General features: G+C 69.5%; 16 protein-coding genes and 1 other RNA gene. 7 read left to right on the forward strand and 10 right to left on the reverse strand.

What is annotated here, in order from left to right:
- Positions 1-11: 11 nt before the first annotated feature.
- Positions 12-851: a hypothetical protein gene (locus ACWH49_RS21485; protein ID WP_448173307.1), complete on the forward strand. Its 840-nt coding sequence runs from the start codon at positions 12-14 to the stop codon at positions 849-851.
- Here the strand turns inward: ACWH49_RS21485 and ACWH49_RS21490 are convergent.
- The 4 genes from ACWH49_RS21490 to ACWH49_RS21505 all read right to left on the reverse strand — a co-directional run bounded on the left by ACWH49_RS21490 (position 831) and on the right by ACWH49_RS21505 (position 5501).
- Entirely contained in the window at positions 831-2582 is a 1752-nt protein-coding gene (locus ACWH49_RS21490) for a DUF6538 domain-containing protein (RefSeq protein WP_448173308.1), read from the reverse strand. The genes ACWH49_RS21485 and ACWH49_RS21490 overlap by 21 nt on opposite strands.
- 98 nt (positions 2583-2680) lie before the next feature.
- Positions 2681-2777, reverse strand: an RNA gene (ffs, locus tag ACWH49_RS21495) — signal recognition particle sRNA small type.
- Positions 2778-2815: 38 nt separating this feature from the next.
- Positions 2816-4378, reverse strand: a complete 1563-nt coding sequence (locus ACWH49_RS21500) for a phospholipase D family protein (protein ID WP_448173309.1) — start codon at positions 4376-4378, stop codon at positions 2816-2818.
- Positions 4379-4382: 4 nt separating this feature from the next.
- Positions 4383-5501 (reverse strand): AIR synthase-related protein, encoded by a 1119-nt coding sequence (locus tag ACWH49_RS21505; RefSeq protein ID WP_448173310.1) that lies wholly within the window; start codon positions 5499-5501, stop codon positions 4383-4385.
- Positions 5502-5554: 53 nt separating this feature from the next.
- Between ACWH49_RS21505 and dnaX the strand changes: the two genes are divergently transcribed.
- From dnaX to recR, 3 genes are read left to right on the forward strand one after another with little or no spacing between them, the layout of a single operon-like run.
- Complete coding sequence (gene dnaX, locus ACWH49_RS21510) at positions 5555-7390, forward strand: DNA polymerase III subunit gamma/tau (RefSeq protein WP_448173311.1); 1836 nt, start codon at positions 5555-5557, stop codon at positions 7388-7390.
- Positions 7391-7410: 20 nt separating this feature from the next.
- Positions 7411-7737 (forward strand): YbaB/EbfC family nucleoid-associated protein, encoded by a 327-nt coding sequence (locus ACWH49_RS21515; RefSeq protein ID WP_056468836.1) that lies wholly within the window; start codon positions 7411-7413, stop codon positions 7735-7737.
- A gap of 17 nt (positions 7738-7754) precedes the next feature.
- Positions 7755-8342, forward strand: coding sequence for a recombination mediator RecR (gene recR, locus ACWH49_RS21520; RefSeq protein WP_448173312.1), 588 nt, complete (start codon positions 7755-7757; stop codon positions 8340-8342).
- Positions 8343-8351: 9 nt separating this feature from the next.
- Here the strand turns inward: recR and ACWH49_RS21525 are convergent, their stop codons facing one another.
- Both ACWH49_RS21525 and gloB read right to left on the reverse strand, forming a co-directional pair.
- On the reverse strand, positions 8352-10022 hold the full coding sequence (locus ACWH49_RS21525; protein ID WP_056468842.1) for a transglycosylase SLT domain-containing protein: 1671 nt from the start codon (positions 10020-10022) through the stop codon (positions 8352-8354).
- The gene (gene gloB / locus ACWH49_RS21530; RefSeq protein WP_448173313.1) at positions 10019-10798 is read right to left on the reverse strand and encodes a hydroxyacylglutathione hydrolase; all 780 of its coding nucleotides are present in this window, start codon (positions 10796-10798) and stop codon (positions 10019-10021) included. The genes ACWH49_RS21525 and gloB overlap by 4 nt, the downstream gene beginning before the upstream one ends.
- Between gloB and ACWH49_RS21535 the strand changes: the two genes are divergently transcribed.
- A complete protein-coding gene (locus tag ACWH49_RS21535; protein ID WP_448173314.1) occupies positions 10797-11654 on the forward strand; it encodes a class I SAM-dependent methyltransferase in 858 nt (285 codons plus the stop codon). The two genes, gloB and ACWH49_RS21535, sit on opposite strands and share 2 nt — an antisense overlap.
- Positions 11651-12130 carry a ribonuclease HI gene (gene rnhA / locus ACWH49_RS21540; protein WP_448173315.1) on the forward strand — a complete coding sequence of 160 codons (480 nt, stop codon included), beginning with the start codon at positions 11651-11653 and terminating at the stop codon, positions 12128-12130. The genes ACWH49_RS21535 and rnhA overlap by 4 nt, the downstream gene beginning before the upstream one ends.
- A 25-nt stretch (positions 12131-12155) precedes the next feature.
- Here rnhA and ACWH49_RS21545 read toward each other — a convergent pair whose 3' ends face one another.
- Positions 12156-13418 carry a hypothetical protein gene (locus ACWH49_RS21545; protein WP_448173316.1) on the reverse strand — a complete coding sequence of 421 codons (1263 nt, stop codon included), beginning with the start codon at positions 13416-13418 and terminating at the stop codon, positions 12156-12158.
- 143 nt (positions 13419-13561) lie between these two features.
- The gene (locus ACWH49_RS21550; RefSeq protein ID WP_448173317.1) at positions 13562-14407 is read right to left on the reverse strand and encodes an AraC family transcriptional regulator; all 846 of its coding nucleotides are present in this window, start codon (positions 14405-14407) and stop codon (positions 13562-13564) included.
- A gap of 70 nt (positions 14408-14477) precedes the next feature.
- Here ACWH49_RS21550 and ACWH49_RS21555 point away from each other — a divergent pair, with 70 nt between their 5' ends.
- Complete coding sequence (locus tag ACWH49_RS21555) at positions 14478-15731, forward strand: MFS transporter (protein ID WP_448173318.1); 1254 nt, start codon at positions 14478-14480, stop codon at positions 15729-15731.
- Between the two features lie 2 nt (positions 15732-15733).
- On the opposite strand, the gene ACWH49_RS21560 is transcribed toward ACWH49_RS21555, so the two are convergent.
- Both ACWH49_RS21560 and ACWH49_RS21565 read right to left on the reverse strand, forming a co-directional pair.
- Complete coding sequence (locus tag ACWH49_RS21560; RefSeq protein ID WP_448173319.1) at positions 15734-16600, reverse strand: sugar phosphate isomerase/epimerase family protein; 867 nt, start codon at positions 16598-16600, stop codon at positions 15734-15736.
- 17 nt (positions 16601-16617) lie between these two features.
- A complete protein-coding gene (locus ACWH49_RS21565; RefSeq protein ID WP_448173320.1) occupies positions 16618-17808 on the reverse strand; it encodes a dihydrodipicolinate synthase family protein in 1191 nt (396 codons plus the stop codon).

Consider the following 17808-nt stretch of genomic DNA (forward strand, 5'->3'; position numbering starts at 1 on the left):
ACCATCATCTAATGGCGACTGACCACCCTCTATTCATTCACCGCTACCTTGACCGTTCCGTAGTGGGACGGGACAGCCCCAGGTTTCGTGTACGAGTAAAAACACTGTTTGAGCACGCTGTCATCAATCTGGGTTTTTCTGACCGGATCGATTCGATGCTCCGAATGCATGCGGGCATTGAAGTCGATCGAAACCACAATGACGGCACGCCGATGTGGGACTGGTTCTTTGACAGGACACCTATCGCTAATGTGCTCACCGCGCTCACATTGACCCATCGTTACATTGCTCGTGTGAGGGCCGACGAGGTCCAATCTTTTGTCGCGTTCGTAAGGAAGGTACTCTCGGACGAGAATCTCGGTTACCGGATGGATGACGACGGGAGCTTCCGCTTTTCTGTCGACGAGGACTTCGCTGCGCAACGAACTGCGACCCTGAAAGGCCTTGGCCATGAGGAGCTTGCCTCCGCTCGGGAACACTACGAGGCCGCCTTCGCAGCAATGAATGAACCGATGGACCCTCGTGCCGCGATCCGCGAGGTGTTCGAGGCAGTCGAAGTTGTGGCGCGTGTAATCGCTCCGAACTACAAGAACCTCAACGGCGCCATGATCCGTAGTGATTTACTGGCAGCGGCGCAGGCCACGATGCCCGGGGATGCGACACAGCGGGATGAGGCATGGCCGAGGGTGTTCAGGTCTTTCGCGGAGTGGGTGGATGCGATCCACTTCTACCGACATGGGCAACCGGCCGGCCGTAATCCTACGGAGGACTTCGCGGTGTTCATCTTGAGCACAGGAGGAGGCTACCTACGGCTCCTGTGCCAGATTCATTCACTCCGCGTCCTTGCGTAAGTTGCGCCGCTTTGGTTTTCGCGTCACCACGGCCGGCTTCACGAACACCTTGGGCAGTGCCAAGCCTGCATAGGCCAATGTCGATAGCGCCCGCTGAAGGTCTTCTGTACTTCTCATGGTGTACGTGCGGGCGCCGGTGCTCCCCTTCACCTCGTGCCCGATCAAGGTGTCGATGAGTGGCTCCGCGATGCCTGCCGATGCGAGCTTCGAGCGCACGGTGTGCCGCAGTGAGTGGAAGTCCGGCAGCTTCGTCCCATCGGCAAGTGTGCGGGTGCTCGCGAACCACTCCGAGAAGTACTGACCGGCTTTCGTCTTGTGTAGAGGAAGGGCGGGGAAGAGTTGAACACTTTTTGCCTGGCGGATCGCAGCCACGAAGTCGAGGAATCCAAGACGAACCAACTCAGCATGAACCGGAACGGTGCGCCTGCCCGCCTCAGTCTTCACGCCCTGTCCCTCACCCTCGTCAGTGATACGCAGGACCGCGACACTATCGACGGTCGAGACATCGGCGGTTCGTAGCTGGCACAGCTCACTGATGCGCGCCCCGGTGAAGATGCCCAGCAGGGGAACCCAGTAAGCCGCGTCAGCGCCGGCCTCCCATGCTGTGGGCAATTCATAGGCGCTGTGCAGTGGCCGTGAGAAGTGAGCCGCAAGTTGCTCACTGCTCCATGGCCGGCGCGGCGTCGTCGTCGTGTACTCGATGGCAAGACCTTCCCACGGGTTGCGCGGCAGCAACTCCAACTCGCGAGAGGCGAAGTTCAAGAAGCCCTTGATATAGTCGAAGCGGTCCCGCGCGGTCTTGGCCGTAACGCCACCCGCAAGCAGGAACGCCCGCATGTCCACGCCCTGCGAGCGGGTGAGGGTAGTGATGGGTGGATTGCCCGTGCATTCCTCGTATAGCGCGAGCGCCTTCTCCGCTGCCTGGACGGTCTGCGGCTTGCGCGTCTTCGACCCCTTCCACTGAGGCAGCACGTCGCGCAGTCGGACAGCCTTGACCTTCGGCGCATTCACTCGGTCCTGCACCTCGGGGGTGTCGATCACCGCGCCCTGATCGCGTGCCGAGATGGACTGCATGGCTCTGCGGTACGCCTTCAACGACTCTCGCAGGGCAGTGAGGGCGCCCGGCGCCTTCTCGTCAAACTCCAGCCCCATCGAGCGGGCCTCCGCCTTGACCATCGGCAGCACCGTGGCGATGCGCTGCAGGGCCATCTGCACGGCGCTGTATTGATCCATGCCGGCGTTCACCTCCGCCAGTTCGCCCGCCAACTCATGACTTAGGCCGTCCAGAGCACCTCCAAAGGCCGCAAAGTGTTTCGGCAGGGGTGAGGGTGCATCGACGGGAATGAGGAGGCTGCTGCGCGTCCTGAACGGCTGTAGCGCGTCGAGGAAGAGGGCGGCGGCGCTGGGGTCGGCCCGGATCGTGTCATCGTTGCGCAGCAGGGCTGCAGCTACACGTTCGGCGAGCGCCTTGGACATCTCCGGTGTCACCGTCTCGATCCGCTGCGGGTTCAACTCCCGGCGCTTCTGCTCGAACGTGGCGTCCCAGTCGGCATGAAGCGCCTTGGCCTTGCTCTTGGCCTCTTCGTAGTCGCCGGTCTGCAGGGACTTGATGACCCTGGAGCGGCCCGCGTAGGCACCTTGAAGGTCGAGGGGAATGATGACGCGGAGTTGCCAGACGCCTCCGCGCAGGTACAGCCCAGGTAGCTTTGCCATGTGGTCAGTTTTGTTCATTTCGCATTACGAAGTGACACACTGGACTGACACACGAACGGGCCGGAGAGCCGCGCCCCTGCTGGGACCCGCGCTGGTACTAGGTTTCGGAGGAGAAAGGTGACGAGCCTGACCCCGGCACTGGTCGCAACGGTTGGGGCTGCTTCGTTCCCGACCTGACCCGGTTGGCCGCGCTTCCATGCGGGGAGGCCCGTCGCTTCGTATTCTAGGCGACGCGCACGAAGTCCTTCGGTCTACAGCTGGCTTTCGGGCACCAGAAGAGACAGCAACATCAGACGCATGCGCTGCCACAGGCTCGTATCGGGATCCACCTCGAGTTCCTCTGGCCGGTCGGCATCGATCGCGACCCAGCGCACGCCCATGCCGTGCGGGCGCAGCTTGACCTGATAGACGCCGGCCAACTGGTCGACCTTGAAGGCGGCCAGCACCATCTCGGCCAGCTTCGGGTTGTCGACGCGCACGCCGATCTCGGTGTTGATGCTGGACGAACGCGGGTCGAGGTTCATCGAGCCGACCAGCATCATGCGGCGGTCGATGAAGCCGAGCTTCGCGTGCAGCCGCCCGGTCGAGGTGCCGAGCAGGCCCTTCATCGTGCGGTCGAGCTTGAGGCGGTTGGAACTGAGCTCGTACAGGTCGACGCCCATCTTCAGCAGCACCAGCTGATGGCGCTCGAGCCCGACGCTGACCAGCGGTTCGTCGCTGACCGCCAGCGAGTTCGTGACCACGCGCACCGGCACGTCGCGTGCGCGCAGACGGCCGATGCGCGCCAGCGCCTCGCGGCCGGGAATGAAATACGGCGAGAACAGCATGACCTCGTTCTGCGCCTCGTCGAGCTGCAGCAGGAAGCGGTGGGTCAGCGTGTCGTCGACCGCGATGCTGAAGTTCGCCGGGTCGATCTTGTCGGGCGAATCGGCGAAGGCGTCGGCGCGGGCCGGCAGGAACGACAGGCTGCGTTGGGCGAGCCCGGTGCTGAAGGCCGGGCCGCCGAAGAAGTCGGGTGCCATCGGCACGTCGGGGCGCGGATCGTCCCGCGTGGCCTCGTCGAACACGGCGCGCGCGACCGCGGGCTCGTCGGGCGGCACGCCGGCCGCGCGCGTCACGTCCTGCACCGGATAGACCCGCGTGCTGTTCCAGTACAGGTCGAACCAGCGGCCGAGCTGGGGCACCGCAGCGCCGGTCAGCGTCAGGTCGAAGTCGATGAAGTTGCCCTGCGTGCCGCGCAGGAAGTACTCGTCGGCGAGGTTGCGCCCGCCGACCACCGCGATCACGCCGTCGGCGATGAACAGCTTGTTGTGCATCCGGTGGTTCAGGCGCTTGAAATCGAGTGCCAGTGCCAGCAGCCGGCGCGACGACGAACGCCGCTCGGTGATGAACGGGTTGAACAGCCGGACCTCGATGTTCGGCGTGGCGGCCAGCCCGAGCAGCAGGCGGTCCATGTCGGCGGTGTAGAGGTCGTCGACCAGCAGGCGCACGCGCACGCCTCGCGCGGCGGCGTCGCGCAGCGCGCGCAGGATCGGGCGGCCGGTCGAGTCGTCGCCAATCAGGTAGTACTGCAGGTCGAGCGAGGTGGTCGCGTTCTCGATCATCGCCAGCCGCGCATCCAGTGCGTAGCTGGCCTGGAGCAACGGCCAGACGCCGGATTCGCCGGGCGGGGCGCCGGCGTCCTGCGCCACTTGCGCCAGCGGCGCGTCGGCCGGTGCGGTCAGCATCGTCGAGGGCACACGTTCGACCCGCGGCAGCACGCCGGCGCAGCCGCTCAGCAGCGCCGCGAGCAACGCGACCCACGCCAACCGCATCGGCCTAGCGCAGTTGCAGGTCGTCGGTGCCGAAGCGGATGCCGAGCGGTTCGATCAGCAGTTCCTTCGGTCCCGCCTCGACCTGGCCGGCGACGAGCGCCTCGATGCCCTGCGCACGTGCCACGTCGACGGTGCGCTGCGCGTCGGCCGCGGCCACGAAGATCGCGAAGCCCGCGCCCATGTTGAGCGTGCTGTAGGCCTCGCGGTCGTCCTGACCGGCATGCTGCTGGATGAACTTCAGCACCGGCGTGACCGCCGGCACGCTGTGGATGCGGTAGCGGTGCTCGGCGGGGTGGCGCAGCAGCTTGCGCCAGCCGTGGCCTGTGATGTTCGCGCAGTAGTGCGGCGTGATGCCGGCCGCGTAGAGCGCCTCGGTGACGGGCGAGTAGAGCACCGTCGGCGCGAGCAACGCGTCGCCATACGACAGGCCCGGCTCCACCTCGGTGAGGTAGCCCTGCGGCAGGCGCTCGACCAGCTTGCGCGCCAGGCTCAGGCCGTTGGCGTGGATGCCGCTGGACGCGAGCAGCACGATCGCGTCACCGGGTGCCAACTGGTCACCGACCGACAGTCGCGTCTTCGGGTTGATCAGGCCGGTGCATGAGGCGGCGAGGTCGATGCGCCCGGCCTCGACGATGCCGGCCAGCGCCGGCGTCTCGCCGCCGCCCCAGGCGACACGGCAGACATCGCAGGCGCGCTTCCAGCCGGCCACCAGCGCCTGCGAACGCTGGGCGTCCGCGAACCATTCGGAGCCCCCGGCGGCCCAGTAGGCCTGCACGACCAGCGGCGTGGCGCCGACCGTGATCAAGTCGTTGATCGCCATCGCGATCGTGTCCTGCGCGATGCCGTCGTAGTAGCTCTTGCCGGTCAGCGCGTGCATCTCGTCGGCGACCAGCGCCTTCGAGCCCAGGCACTCGACGATGCTGGCCAGGTAGAACGGACCCACGTCGACCACGTAGGCCGATTCGCCGCGCGACGCCGCCACCTCGGTGAAACCGTGCGCCGCCAGGTGCCCGGCCGTGGCCGCGGCGGCGCGCTGCGCCGTGACCTTCAGCGGGTCGATCAGGTCGTAGTTGACGCCGGCTTGTTCGTAGCTGAGCGTGGCGGGCGTGGAGGTCGGGTTCATCGGGGCAGGGCGTGAAGCGAAGCGAGGATTATCGGGCCTCGTAGAATGCCTCGATGTCCTATGTCGTCCTCGCCCGCAAGTACCGGCCGCCCAATTTCGATGCGCTGGTGGGGCAGGAACACGTCGTGCAGGCGCTCGCCAACGCGCTGATCCAGCAGCGGCTGCACCACGCCTACCTGTTCACCGGCACGCGCGGCGTCGGCAAGACGACGATCTCGCGCATCCTCGCCAAGTCGCTCAACTGCACCGGCGCCGATGGCCAGGGCGGCATCACCGCGCAACCGTGCGGCGTGTGCGACGCCTGCCGCGACATCGACTCGGGCCGCTTCATCGACTACGTCGAGCTCGACGCCGCCTCGAACCGCGGCGTCGACGAGATCTCGCAGCTGCTCGACCAGGCGGTCTACAAGCCGGTCGTCGGCCGCTTCAAGGTCTACATGATCGACGAGGTGCACATGCTGTCGACCACCGCGTTCAACGCGATGTTGAAGACGCTGGAGGAGCCGCCCGAGTACCTGAAGTTCGTGCTGGCGACGACCGATCCGCAGAAGGTGCCGCCGACCGTGCTGTCGCGCTGCCTGCAGTTCAACCTGCGGCCGATGGCGCCGCAGACCGTGCAGGCGCACCTGGCCGACGTGCTCGCGAAGGAGCGGATCGAGGCCGACGCCGGTGCGCTGCGCCTGCTCTCGCGCGCGGCCCGCGGGTCGATGCGCGACGCGCTCTCGCTGACCGACCAGGCCATCGCGTTCGGGGCGGGCGCGTTGAACGAGGCGGGCGTGCGCCAGATGCTCGGCGCGGTCGACCGCGGGCACGCGGTGCGCATCGTCGAGGCCGTCGCCGCCTCCGACGGCGCGGCGCTGGTGGCCGCCGCCGACGCGCTGCGCGGGCTCGGCCTGTCCGCCGCCGGCACGCTCGAGGAATTGGCCACGCTGCTGCAGCAGATGGCCGTGCTGCAGGCGGTGCCCGATGCGCTCGACGCGTCCGACCCCGACGCGCCCGAGGCGCAGCGTCTGGCCGCATCGATCGCCGCCGACGAGACCCAGCTGCTCTACAGCATCGCGCTGCACGGCCGCGCCGAGCTCGGCCTCGCGCCCGACGAATACAGCGGCCTGGTGATGGTCTTGCTGCGCATGCTGGCGTTCCGCCCGAAGGGGCAGGGCGCGGTGCCGCGGGCGCCTGCCGCGTCCACCGCGGCCCCGGCCGCAGCGGCGCGCCCGACCGCGACCGCCGCCCGGCCGCCGGTCGCGCCCGTGGCCACCGTCGCCTCGGCGCCCCCCCGGGTGGCACCCACGCCTGCACCCGCGCCTGCGCCCGCCGCGGCGCAGCCGGCCGTGGTCGCACCGGCGCCGGCGTTGCGGGTGGTCGCGCGCGAGAGCGAGCCGCCGCCCTGGATGGACGAGGCGCCCTTCGAGGGCGAGGAGGTCGCCGTGGCGCGTGCGCCGGCGCCGCCGCCTGTCGCGCGGCCCGCGGCGGTCGAATTCACCCCGACCGCGCTCGGTGCGCGCTGGGCCGAGGTGGTCCGCGGTCTGACCGACGCCGGCAGCATCAGCGCCTTCACCCGCGAGCTGGCGATGCAGGCCCAGTGCGTCGCGCTCGACGAACGGGCCACGCCGATCGTGTGCCGCCTGCGGGTCGAGCGCGAGACGCTGCGCGCGGCGGCGCCGTGCGAGAAGCTGCAGGCCGCGCTGGCGGAGTCGCTGCAGTGCGCGGTGCGCCTAGAGGTCGAACCCGGCCCGGCCGAGGATTCACCGGCCAAGCGTGACGCCGCCGAACGCGCGCGCCGTCAGGCGCACGCCGAACAGGTCATCCACGACGACCCGCTGGTGCAGGCGCTGATGGCGCAGTACAAGACCGCGCGGATCGTGCCCGGATCGGTCAAACCGCACTGAATTTTTTTGGAGCACACACGATGATGAAGAACCAGTTGGCCGGGCTGATGAAGCAGGCCCAGGCGATGCAGGACAACCTCAAGAAGGCGCAGGAAGAGCTCGCGCACATCGAGGTCGAGGGGCAATCCGGCGCGGGCCTCGTGAAGGTCGTGATGACCTGCAAGCACGACGTCAAGCGCATCACGATCGACCCGAGCCTGCTCGCCGACGACAAGGACATGCTCGAGGACCTGGTCGCCGCCGCGTTCAACGACGGCGTGCGCCGCGCCGAGGAAGTCAGCCAGGAAAAGATGGGCAAGCTGACCGCGGGCATGCCGATGCCCCCGGGCATGAAGTTCCCGTTCTAGCCCACGGGCCGAGCCGCATGGCCGAACCGTCGGTAGACGCGCTGGTCGAGGCGCTGCGGCGCCTGCCCGGCGTCGGTGTGAAATCGGCGCAGCGGATGGCGTTCCACTTGCTGCAGCATGACCGCGAGGGCGCGCGCCGGATCGCGTTCGCGCTCGAATCGGCGGTCGTCAACGTGCGGCACTGCGAGCGCTGCCACACCTTCACCGAGGCGGCGGTCTGCAGCGTGTGCCTGGACGGAACGCGCGATGCGCGCCAGCTTTGCGTCGTCGAGACCCCGGCCGACCAGGCCGCGCTCGAGCGCACCGGCAGCTACCGGGGGCTGTATTTCGTGCTGATGGGGCGATTGAGCCCGCTCGACGGCGTCGGCACCGACGACATCGGCGCGCGCGAGCTGATCGCGCGCGCGACCGACGGCCACACCGAAGAGGTGATTATCGCGACCAACTTCACCGCCGAAGGCGAGGCCACCGCGCACGTGCTGGCCGAGGCCTTGAAGGCTCGCGGCCTGCGCGTGACGCGGCTGGCGCGCGGCGTGCCGATCGGCAGCGAACTCGAATACGTGGACCTGGGCACGATCGCCCACGCGTTGAGCGACCGCCGCTGACGCGGCGCTTCAGTTGCCGCCGGCGGTACGCGATGCGCCTTTGCGCCGCGCCTCGGCGACGCGGGTCGACGGGGGGCCGGATGGCTTGCGCGTCGTCGCCGCGGTGCGAGTCGACTTGCCGTGGGCCGCCGTACGGGTCGCCTTGCCGTTCGACGCGGTGCGCGTCGGGTTCGCGTGGGCCGGTTTGCCGCTCTTGGCGGCCACGAACACGACGATGGTCTGGCCGGGCTTGAAGCTCGCGCCGGCGCCGACGCTGTTCCACTGCGCGACCTGCGTCGGGCTGACCCGGTAGCGCTTCGCGACGCTGGCGACGCTGTCGCGGCGGCCGGCCTTCAGCGACATCTTGCGCAGCGGCGGCACGTCGGGGGCGAGCGCCATCATCGCGTTGTCGGCGATCGCGCTCGACACGTCGGCCTGGCGCTGCTCGCCGCGCGGCACCAGCAGCGTCGAGCCGGCCTTGACCAGCATGCGCGGCGGAATGCGGTTGATCTCGCGCAGCTGCGCCTCGCTCATGCCGACCTGCTTGGCGGCCTCGGCCGGCCGCAGCGTCTTCGGTGCGACCCAGGCCGTCCAGCTGGCCAGCGGACCGCGGTGCTGCGGCAACCGGCGCACGAACTGGTTGGCGTTGTCGTAGGGCAGCAGCACCTGCGGCGTGCCGGCCGCCAGGATCACCGGCTTGTTCATCTGCGGATTGAGGAACTGGAATTCCTCGAGCGGCATGCCGGCCAGCTTGACCGCGACGGCCACGTCCATGTCGCGCTCGATCGGCACGCTCAGGAAGTACGGGTGGTTCTTCAGCGGCGGCAGCGTCAGGTTGAAGTCCGACGGGCGCGCGATGATGTTCTTCACCGCCTGCAGCTTGGGCACGTAGTACTGGGTCTCGTTCGGCATCTTCAGCGACAGGTAGTCGGTGGGCAGGCCGAGCTTCTGGTTCTTCGCGATCGCACGCTGCACGCTGCCTTCGCCCCAGTTGTAGGCGGCCAGCGCGAGGTGCCAGTCGCCGAACATCGCGTAGAGCTTCTGCATGTAGTCGAGCGCGGCGCGGGTCGACTGCAGTACGTCGCGGCGGTCGTCGCGGAAGATGTTCTGCTTGAGCGCGTAGTCCTTTCCGGTGCCGGGGATGAACTGCCACATGCCCGAGGCCCGCGCGGTCGACATCGCCTGCGGGTTGTACGCGCTCTCGATGAACGGCAGCAGCGCGAGCTCGGTCGGCATGCCGCGCTTGTCGAGCTCCTCGACGATGTAGAACATGTAGCGGCCGCCGCGCTCGGTCATGCGCTGCACGTAGTCGGGCCGGGTCGCGTACCACTGCTCGCGGTTGCGCACCAGGTCGGTGTCGAGGTCCGGCATCGTGAAGCCGCGGCGCACGCGCTCCCACAGGTCGGTCTGTGCGGCGCGGTCGTCCATGTCGAGGCGGACTTCCGGCCGCAGCGGGTCGACCGGCACCGGCGCGGCGGCCGCGGTCTCGACCGGCGCCGGCGCGCTGGCCGCCGACGCGGCGGGCGCGGCCGCGGCGACGGCGGGAGTCTCGGGTTGTGCCGCGACGGGGGGCGGCGCGGGTTTGTCGGTCGGGGAACCGCCGGGCGTGGCGCAGGCGGCGAGCAGTAGGGGCAGCATCAGCAGCGCGAACCGGCGGTACAGGGAGGGGGCCGACGGGCCGTGCGTGATGGGGTGCGTCATCGGAAATCGTTCTTCCATTGTCGAAGCGCGGCCAGGACCGCGACAGGTTCGTCGGATTCGCCGCCATGGGCGATGGCGCTGCGGGCGACGGTGGGGTCGTTGCAGCGCAGGAAGGGGTTGATGCGGGTCTCGCGTGCGATCGAGGACGGCAGGGTGGGCCGGCCTTGCGCGCGTTCGGCAAGACACCAATCGGTGTGCGCGGCGATGTCGGCGTTGGCCGGCTCGACCGCATGCGCGAACTTCAGGTTCGACAGCGTGTACTCGTGCGCGCAGCAGACGCGCGTGTCGCCCGGCAGCGCGGCGAGCCGCGACAGCGAGCGATGCATCTGGGCCGGCGTGCCTTCGAACAGGCGCCCGCAACCGGCCGAGAACAGCGTGTCGCCGCAGAACAGGACCGGCGCGCCGTCGTTGCCGCCGCCGTCCGGCAGGTAGTAGGCGATGTGGCCGCTGGTGTGGCCCGGCACGTCGACCACCTCGAACTGCAGGCCCAGCGTTTCGATGCGGTCGCCATCGACCAGCGGCCGATACGGCTCGGGAATGCGTTCGCGCTTCGGCCCGAACACCGGCCCCTGCAGGCGCGAGCGCAATGCATTGACGCCGTCGACATGATCGCCATGGTGGTGGGTCACTAGAATCGCCGCCAGGGCCAGCTGCCGTGACTCGAGGGCGTCGATCACTGGTGCAGACTCACCCGGATCGACCACGATGGCGCGCTGGCCATCGTCGAGCATCCAGATGTAGTTGTCGGTGAAGGCGGGCAGGGCAATCAGGTTCATGGCGGAACGCGCGATTATAGGTTTGACCGATTGGCTCAAGACCCCGGCAGGCGCTTACGTTCTGCATTGGGAACAAGCCCATCTGGACGTCGCGGTGGCCGACCTGTTCGGCTTCCATGCCCTGCAGCTCGGCCTGCCCGAACTGGAGGCCCTGCGGGCCAATCGCATGCCGCATCGATGGACCGCCACGGAGCATGCCGAAGCCGGCGCACCACCGCAAGCGCATGACGGCGCGACCGCGGAAACTTTACAAGGCGAAGCGACCGTGCCGGTGCGCGCTGCCGTCGCGCTCCATTGCGATTTCGATGCCTTGCCCTTCGACAGCAACAGCCTCGATCTGGTGGTGCTGCCGCACGCGCTCGAACTCGCCCGCGACCCGCATCTGGCATTGCGCGAGGTCGAGCGCGTGCTTGTTCCCGAGGGCCGTGTCGTGATCGTCGGGTTCAACCCGACCAGCCTGTGGGGGCTGCGTCAGCACCTTGGTCGCTGGCGCCGCCAGCTGTGGCCACGCAGTGCGCGCGGCCTGTTCCTGCCGAGCGCCGGGGAATTCCTGCGCTACCGGCGCCTGCGCGACTGGCTGCGGCTGCTGAGCTTCGAGGTCGAGGACGGTCGCTTCGGCTGCTACCGCCTGCCGGTCGCGTCGCTGAAGTGGCTGGAGCGCTCGTCCTGGATGGAGCGGGTCGGCGAGCGCTGGTGGCCGGTGTTCGGCGCGGTCTATTTCGTCGTCGCGGTCAAGCGCGTGCGCGGCATGCGGCTGGTGGGCATGGTGCGCGCGCAGCGTGCCGTGCCCAACTCCGCGCCGGCTCCGGTGGTCGCGACCCATCATCATCAGAATTCGAACGATCCTCCGCCATGACCATCAGCACAGAGACTCTCCCCGCCGCCGCCGCCATCCAGCGCCCGCATGTCGTGATCTACACCGACGGCGCCTGCAAGGGCAACCCGGGCCGCGGCGGCTGGGGCGCCTGGCTGCGCACCGGCGAGCATCAGAAGGAGTTGTTCGGCGGCGAGATGCTGACGACCAACAACCGCATGGAGCTGACGGCCGTGATCGAGGCGCTCAATTCGCTCAAGCGCACCTGCGATGTCACCGTGCACACCGACAGCGAGTACGTGCGCAAGGGCATCACCGAGTGGATCCACGGCTGGAAGCTGCGCGGCTGGAAGACGGCCGACAAGAAGCCGGTGAAGAATGCCGAGCTCTGGCAGCGCCTGGACGCGCTGCGCAACCTGCACCATGTCGAGTGGCGCTGGGTCAAGGGCCACTCGGGCGACCCGGGCAACGAGCGCGCCGACGCGTTGGCGAACAAGGGGGTCGAGGCCGCGCGCTGAGCGCGCAGGCTTCGCAAGCGCCGGCTCAGTCGAGCTGGCGCTCGACTTCCATCATCTGGAAGCGCGCGAGCGCCAGGTTGGTATGGCGCTTGTTGAACAGCGCGAGCAGGAACAGCTCGGGGTGATGCGCAAGGCCGCGAATCACTTGCTGGCGCGCACCGGCGCTGGTGATGACCTCGTCGACCGGCTCGACCAGGCCCATGCTTCGCGCCGCCTGCCGATGCGCGCGCAGGACCTGCGCCGCGCACGCCGCGGCGAGGTCGAGGTCGAGCGGCGGCTTGTCGCGGGATTCGCGCGCCAGCACCAGGCCGCTGCCGGCGTCCACCGCGGCGCAGCCGAGCAGCCCGTCGAGTGCGAGCATGCCGGCGAGCGCGTGCCGCGCGCGGTTCGCATCGAGTGATACTGGTGTCACCGATGTCACCGGTGTCACCGGCGTCGACGGCCGCGCCACGCCTGGCACCTCGGCCGCCGGCGCGGTCACCAGTCGACCGGCGTGAAGCGCAGCGCCGGCGCCGCCAGAAGGCGCTTCCCAGCCGGTCTGCGCGCGGACCTGGTTCCAGACGCCGAGCATCGCGTTCCAGACCGATGACGGGCCGGTCAGGGTTTCGCTCAGCACGTGCACGTGCAGCCGGGTCGGCCAGGCGATCGCGTCGATCTTGTTGGCGATCCAGACCGCGGCGGGCGGCAGCATGAACAGCAGGTGGGGGCAGCGCCAGGTCGGCAGCAACGCGGCGTTGTGAAGCGCGGCCAGCAGTGCGTCGATCGCGTGGGGCTGCAGCGGGCCGATGATCACGGTGGTCATCTGGCTGCGCTCCATCAGCGCGATCGGGATCTCGGCGTTCTCGCTGCCGGGCGCGCGGACATCGGCATGGTAGATGCGCAGCGTATCGTCGTGGCGCCGCACGAGCGTGGTGCGCTCGATGGTGGCGAGGGTGCGCAGCGTCGTCGGTTCGCGCAGGTGCAGCCGCTCGATCGGCCGTCCGCCGGCGTCGGACAGCGCCTTGATCACCGCCGCAGCCCACACGCCGGTCGGGTCGAGCAGCGTGATCAGCGAGGTGGCGGTGTCCAGGTCGGCGCGGGTGTCGGCAAAATGCTCGCGGATGGCCTGGGCCGGGGAGCCGGTGACGACCAGGTCGTGCGAATGGCGGTCGACGATCTGGCCACGCGCGTTGACCTCGGTCGCGACCGATTCCATGATCGACGTGGCCGCGAAACCGGGTGCGGGCTCGATCGTCTTGCCGAGGGGGTCGCGCGCCGCGCCCAGGTCGCCGAACAGTGAGGTGAGCAAGGGATCTCCCAGGGTTGCGGTCGGTGCATCGGGCGGTCCCGAGCCCACGCATCAGCGAAGTCTAGGGGCGGGCCCGCAGGGCGCCAATCCCCACAGGCGTCGGATGCCGCGCGCAGGATGTAGCAAGGCGTGACAGGCCCGGCTCAGCACGCCAGGAACCGGCTCGGCGGGGCGCCGACCGAGCGCCGCACCATGGCGCTGAACGCGCTCGGGCTGGCGTAGCCCAGTTCGGTCGCGATGCGCGCCATCGGCCACCTGCGCACTGCCAGCGTCACGGCACGGGCCAGCAGCACCTGCTGGCGCCATTGGAGGAACGAGGTGCCCAGTTCGCTGCGGAACAGCCGCGCGACCGTGCGCGAACTGGCGCCGCAGGCGCGCGCCCAGTCGTCGAGTGTGGCGTGGCGGGCCGGATCGTCCAGCACCGCTTCGCACAGCGAGCGCAGGCGCTTGTCGGTCGGCAGGTCGACGCCCAGCGGCACCGGGCGGGCGCGGCGCAATTCGTCCAGCACCAGCGCGCTGAGGCGGGCCTCGCGCCGCAACGCATCGGCCTCCGGCGCGGCGATGCCGCCGTCGGGCGTCGCGTCCAGTTCGAGCACCAGCGCACGCAGCAGGTCGGAGACTTCGAGCACCCGGCATTGACGCCACGCCGCTTCCTCCGCCCGGGCGACCCGCGGCCCGCACCGCCCGCGCGGCTGGTGCAGGTACAGCGTCAGCAGGTCGGCGTCCTCGACCACCGACACCGCATGCTCGACGCCCGGCGGGATCCACAGTGCGCGCGACGGCGGCACGATGTAGGTGCCGTGCGCGACGGTGAGACGCACCACGCCCGTGGCCGAGACCGCGAGCTGGGCCCACGGATGGCTGTGCGGCACCACGCGGGTGTCGGTGTTCAGGCGCTGGCGCTTGGCGCGCACCGGACGGGCCGCGTCGGGCATGTACAGGTGCGGCGTCAGCGGTCCGACGGGCGGCGGGATGCGGGTAGCGGCCATTGGCGGGATCTCGACAGAACTTGACGAGCTATCGTAAACCCGCCGCCCTGTCACTGCTTAAGATCGGTGCATGAGTTCTCTTGCCGCCCCCACTCCGCCGCTGCGCCCGGCCCGCCAGGACGCCCAACTGATCGGCCTCGTCGGCATGGCTCACCTGATCAGCCATTTCAGCCAGCTCCTGCTGGCGCCGCTGTTCCCGTGGCTGAAGGACGCGTTCGCGGTCAGCTACGCCGAACTCGGGCTGTTGATGACCATTTTCTTCGTCGTCTCGTGCATCGTGCAGGCCGCGGCGGGTTTCGTCGTCGATCGGTTCGGGCCGCGACCGGTGCTGTTCGCGGGCCTGACGCTGCTGGGCCTGGCGGCGTGGGGCTTCGCGGCCAGCCACAGCTACTGGACCCTGGCGCTGTTCGCAATCGTCGCCGGCGTCGGCAACGGCGTGTTCCACCCGGTCGACTACACGCTGCTGAACCGCAAGGTGCATCCCTCGCGCCTCGGCCATGCATTCAGCGTGCACGGGATCACCGGCAGCCTCGGCTGGGCGCTCGCCCCGGCGATGCTGGTGCCGCTGACGCTGGCTTACGGCTGGCGGGTCGCGCTGTTCTGCGCGGGGGCGCTCGCGTTCGTCGTGCTGGCGGTGCTGTGGCTGAACCGGGCGCAGCTGGCGCTCGACCTGGCCCCGGCCCCCAAGACCAGCGCCACCGGGCCGGCCGAGCACAGCTTCGCGTTCATGAAGCTGCCGGCGGTGTGGATGTGCTTCGGCTTCTTCTTCTTCTATGCCGCGGCGCTGAGTGGCGTGCAGCTGTTCGCCCCCGAGGCCGCGCGGCTGCTGCACGCGGTGCCGGTCGACTGGGCCGCGATGTGCCTGACGATCTACATGGTCTGCAGCGCGGGCGGCATGGTCGCCGGCGGGTTTCTCGCGGCCGACCCGGCGCGCTGCGAGCGGATCATCGGCGCCGGCTTCGGCACGGCGGCGACGATCGCGATCGTGATCGGCTTCGCCGACATCCCGGCCGCCGCGGTGCCGGTGCTGTTCGGCCTGATGGGCTTCGGCGCCGGCATCGCCGGGCCGTCGCGCGACCTGATCGTCAAGCGTGCCTCGCCGCCGAACGCGACCGGCCGGGTCTATGGCGTCGTCTACTCCGGGCTGGACATCGGCCAGGCCATCGCGCCGCTGGCGTTCGGCACGCTGATGGACCTGCACCACCCGAGCCTGGTCTGGCTGGGCATCGCGATCGTGCAGGGCGTGCTGATCGTCAACGCGTTCAACGTGCGCGGCGCGCGCCGGCTGCCGCGCTCCGCGCCGCAGTCGGCGGCTGCCGCGTAAGCTCAGACCGCGCTGCGGTGGCGCGCGATGCAGGTGTCCAGCACCTCGCCGCCGTCGCGCGTCCACCAGTCCTCGGCCGAGAAGATCTCGACCTCGCTGTAGCCCGCGAACCCGGCCGCCTCGACCCAGCCGCGGATGCGCGGGATGTCGATCACGCCGTCGCCCATCATCCCGCGGTCGTTCAGCAGGTCGCGGGTCGGCAGCAGCCAGTCGCAGACGTGGAACGCGAGCAGCCGTTCGCGGCCGGCGCGCTCGATCTGCGCCTGCAGCTTCGGGTCCCACCAGACGTGGTAGACATCGACCGCCACGCCGAGCACGCCCGAACGATCCGGATCGAGCGCATCGCACAGATCGAGTGCGTGCTCCAGCGTGTTGACGCAGGCACGGTCCGCCGCGTACATCGGGTGCAGCGGCTCGATCGCGAGCGGCATGCCGACGCTGCGGGCGTATTCGAGCGTCGCGGCGATGCCGTCGTGAACCTGCGCGCGCGAACGCGTCAGGTCCTTGTGCACGGCGCGACCCGCCAGCGCGCCGGGCAGGGCGCCGACGACCAGCACCAGGCACGCGGCGTCCAGCGTCTTCGCCTCGTCCACCGCGCGGCGGTTGTCGTCGAGCGCTGCCTGCAACCCCGCGGCATCGGCCGCCGGGAACATGCCGCCACGGCAGTAGCCCGAGAGTTCGAGGCCGTGCTCGCGCACCGCGTTCGCGATCCTGTCGAGGCCGGCGGCCGCGACCTGATCCCGCCACGGCGAGATCGCGCGGATGCCGCGGCGCGCGCACTCGTCGACGATGCGGTCGAGCGGCCATTGCGCGCGCACGGTCGCGGTGTTGATCGAGAGCCAGCGGTGGTCGGTGGAGAAATCGCGCATGCGGTGTCGTCGTCCGTTCAGGCGTCGACGCCGTGCAGCGCCATCAGGTGGGTCATGCGCCTGACCGCCAGTTCGGGTTGCTCGACCAGCCCGGCCGCGTCGGCCAGGCGGAACAACTCGGCCAAATGCACAAGCGAGCGCGTGCTCTGCTGCCCGCCGACCATCGTGAAGTGGCTCTGGTGCCCGTTCAGCCAGGCCATGAACACGACGCCGGTCTTGTAGAAGCGGGTCGGCGCCGCAAAGATGTGGCGCGAGAGCGGCACGGTCGGCGCCAGGATCGCGTGGAAGCGCGCGGTGTCGCCTGCGGCGAGTGCGGCCAGCGCCGCGTTCGCGGCCGGCGCGATCGCGTCGAAGATGCCCAGCAGCGCGTCGCTCCGGCCGTGCGTCGGCAGCGTGCCGGCGCCGTCGCCGGCGATCAGCTCTGCGTAGTTGAAGTCGTCGCCGGTGTACATCCGCACGCCGGCCGGCAGGCGGCGGCGCATCGCGATCTCCTTGTCCTTGTCGAGCAGCGAGATCTTGATGCCGTCGACCTTCGCGGCGTGGGCGTCGATCACCGCCAGCGCGGTGTTCATCGCCGCGTCCGCGTTGGCGTGACCCCAGTAGCCCTTCAGCGCCGGATCGAACATGTCGCCGAGCCAGTGCAGGATCACCGGCTGCTTCGCCTGCCGCAGCACGCGGTCGTAGACGCGCTCGTAGTCGGCCGGGCCGGTCGCGACCTTGGCGAGCGCTCGGCTGGCCATCACGATCAGCGTGCCGCCGAGCTTCTCGATCGCCTCCATCTGTTCTTCGTAGGCGCGGATCACGTCGTCGACGGTGGTCACCGCCACCGGATCGAGGTGGTCGGTGCCGCAGCCGGAGGCGATCAGCGCGCCGGGCACGTCGCGCGCTGCGTCGAGCGAGCGGCGGATCAGCTCGAGCGAGGTCGGCCAGTCGAGCCCCATGCCGCGCTGCGCCGTGTCCATCGCCTCGGCCACGCCGAGGCCGAGCGACCACAGGCGGCGCCGGTACGCGATCGTGGCGTCCCAGTCGACGGCGCATTGCAGCCACGGGTCGATCGCGGCGCGCGGGTCGGCGACGACATGCGCGGCCGAGTAGGCGATCCGGTTGAAACGCGTGCCCGGCGGCGCGGTCGCGATCGGCGCGGCGTCGCGCAGCGTGTGGCGTTGCAGGCGACCATCGGCGGTCGGCAGGTTCAGGGTCAGGCTCAT

The sequence above is a fragment of the Rhizobacter fulvus genome (assembly GCF_964020785.1).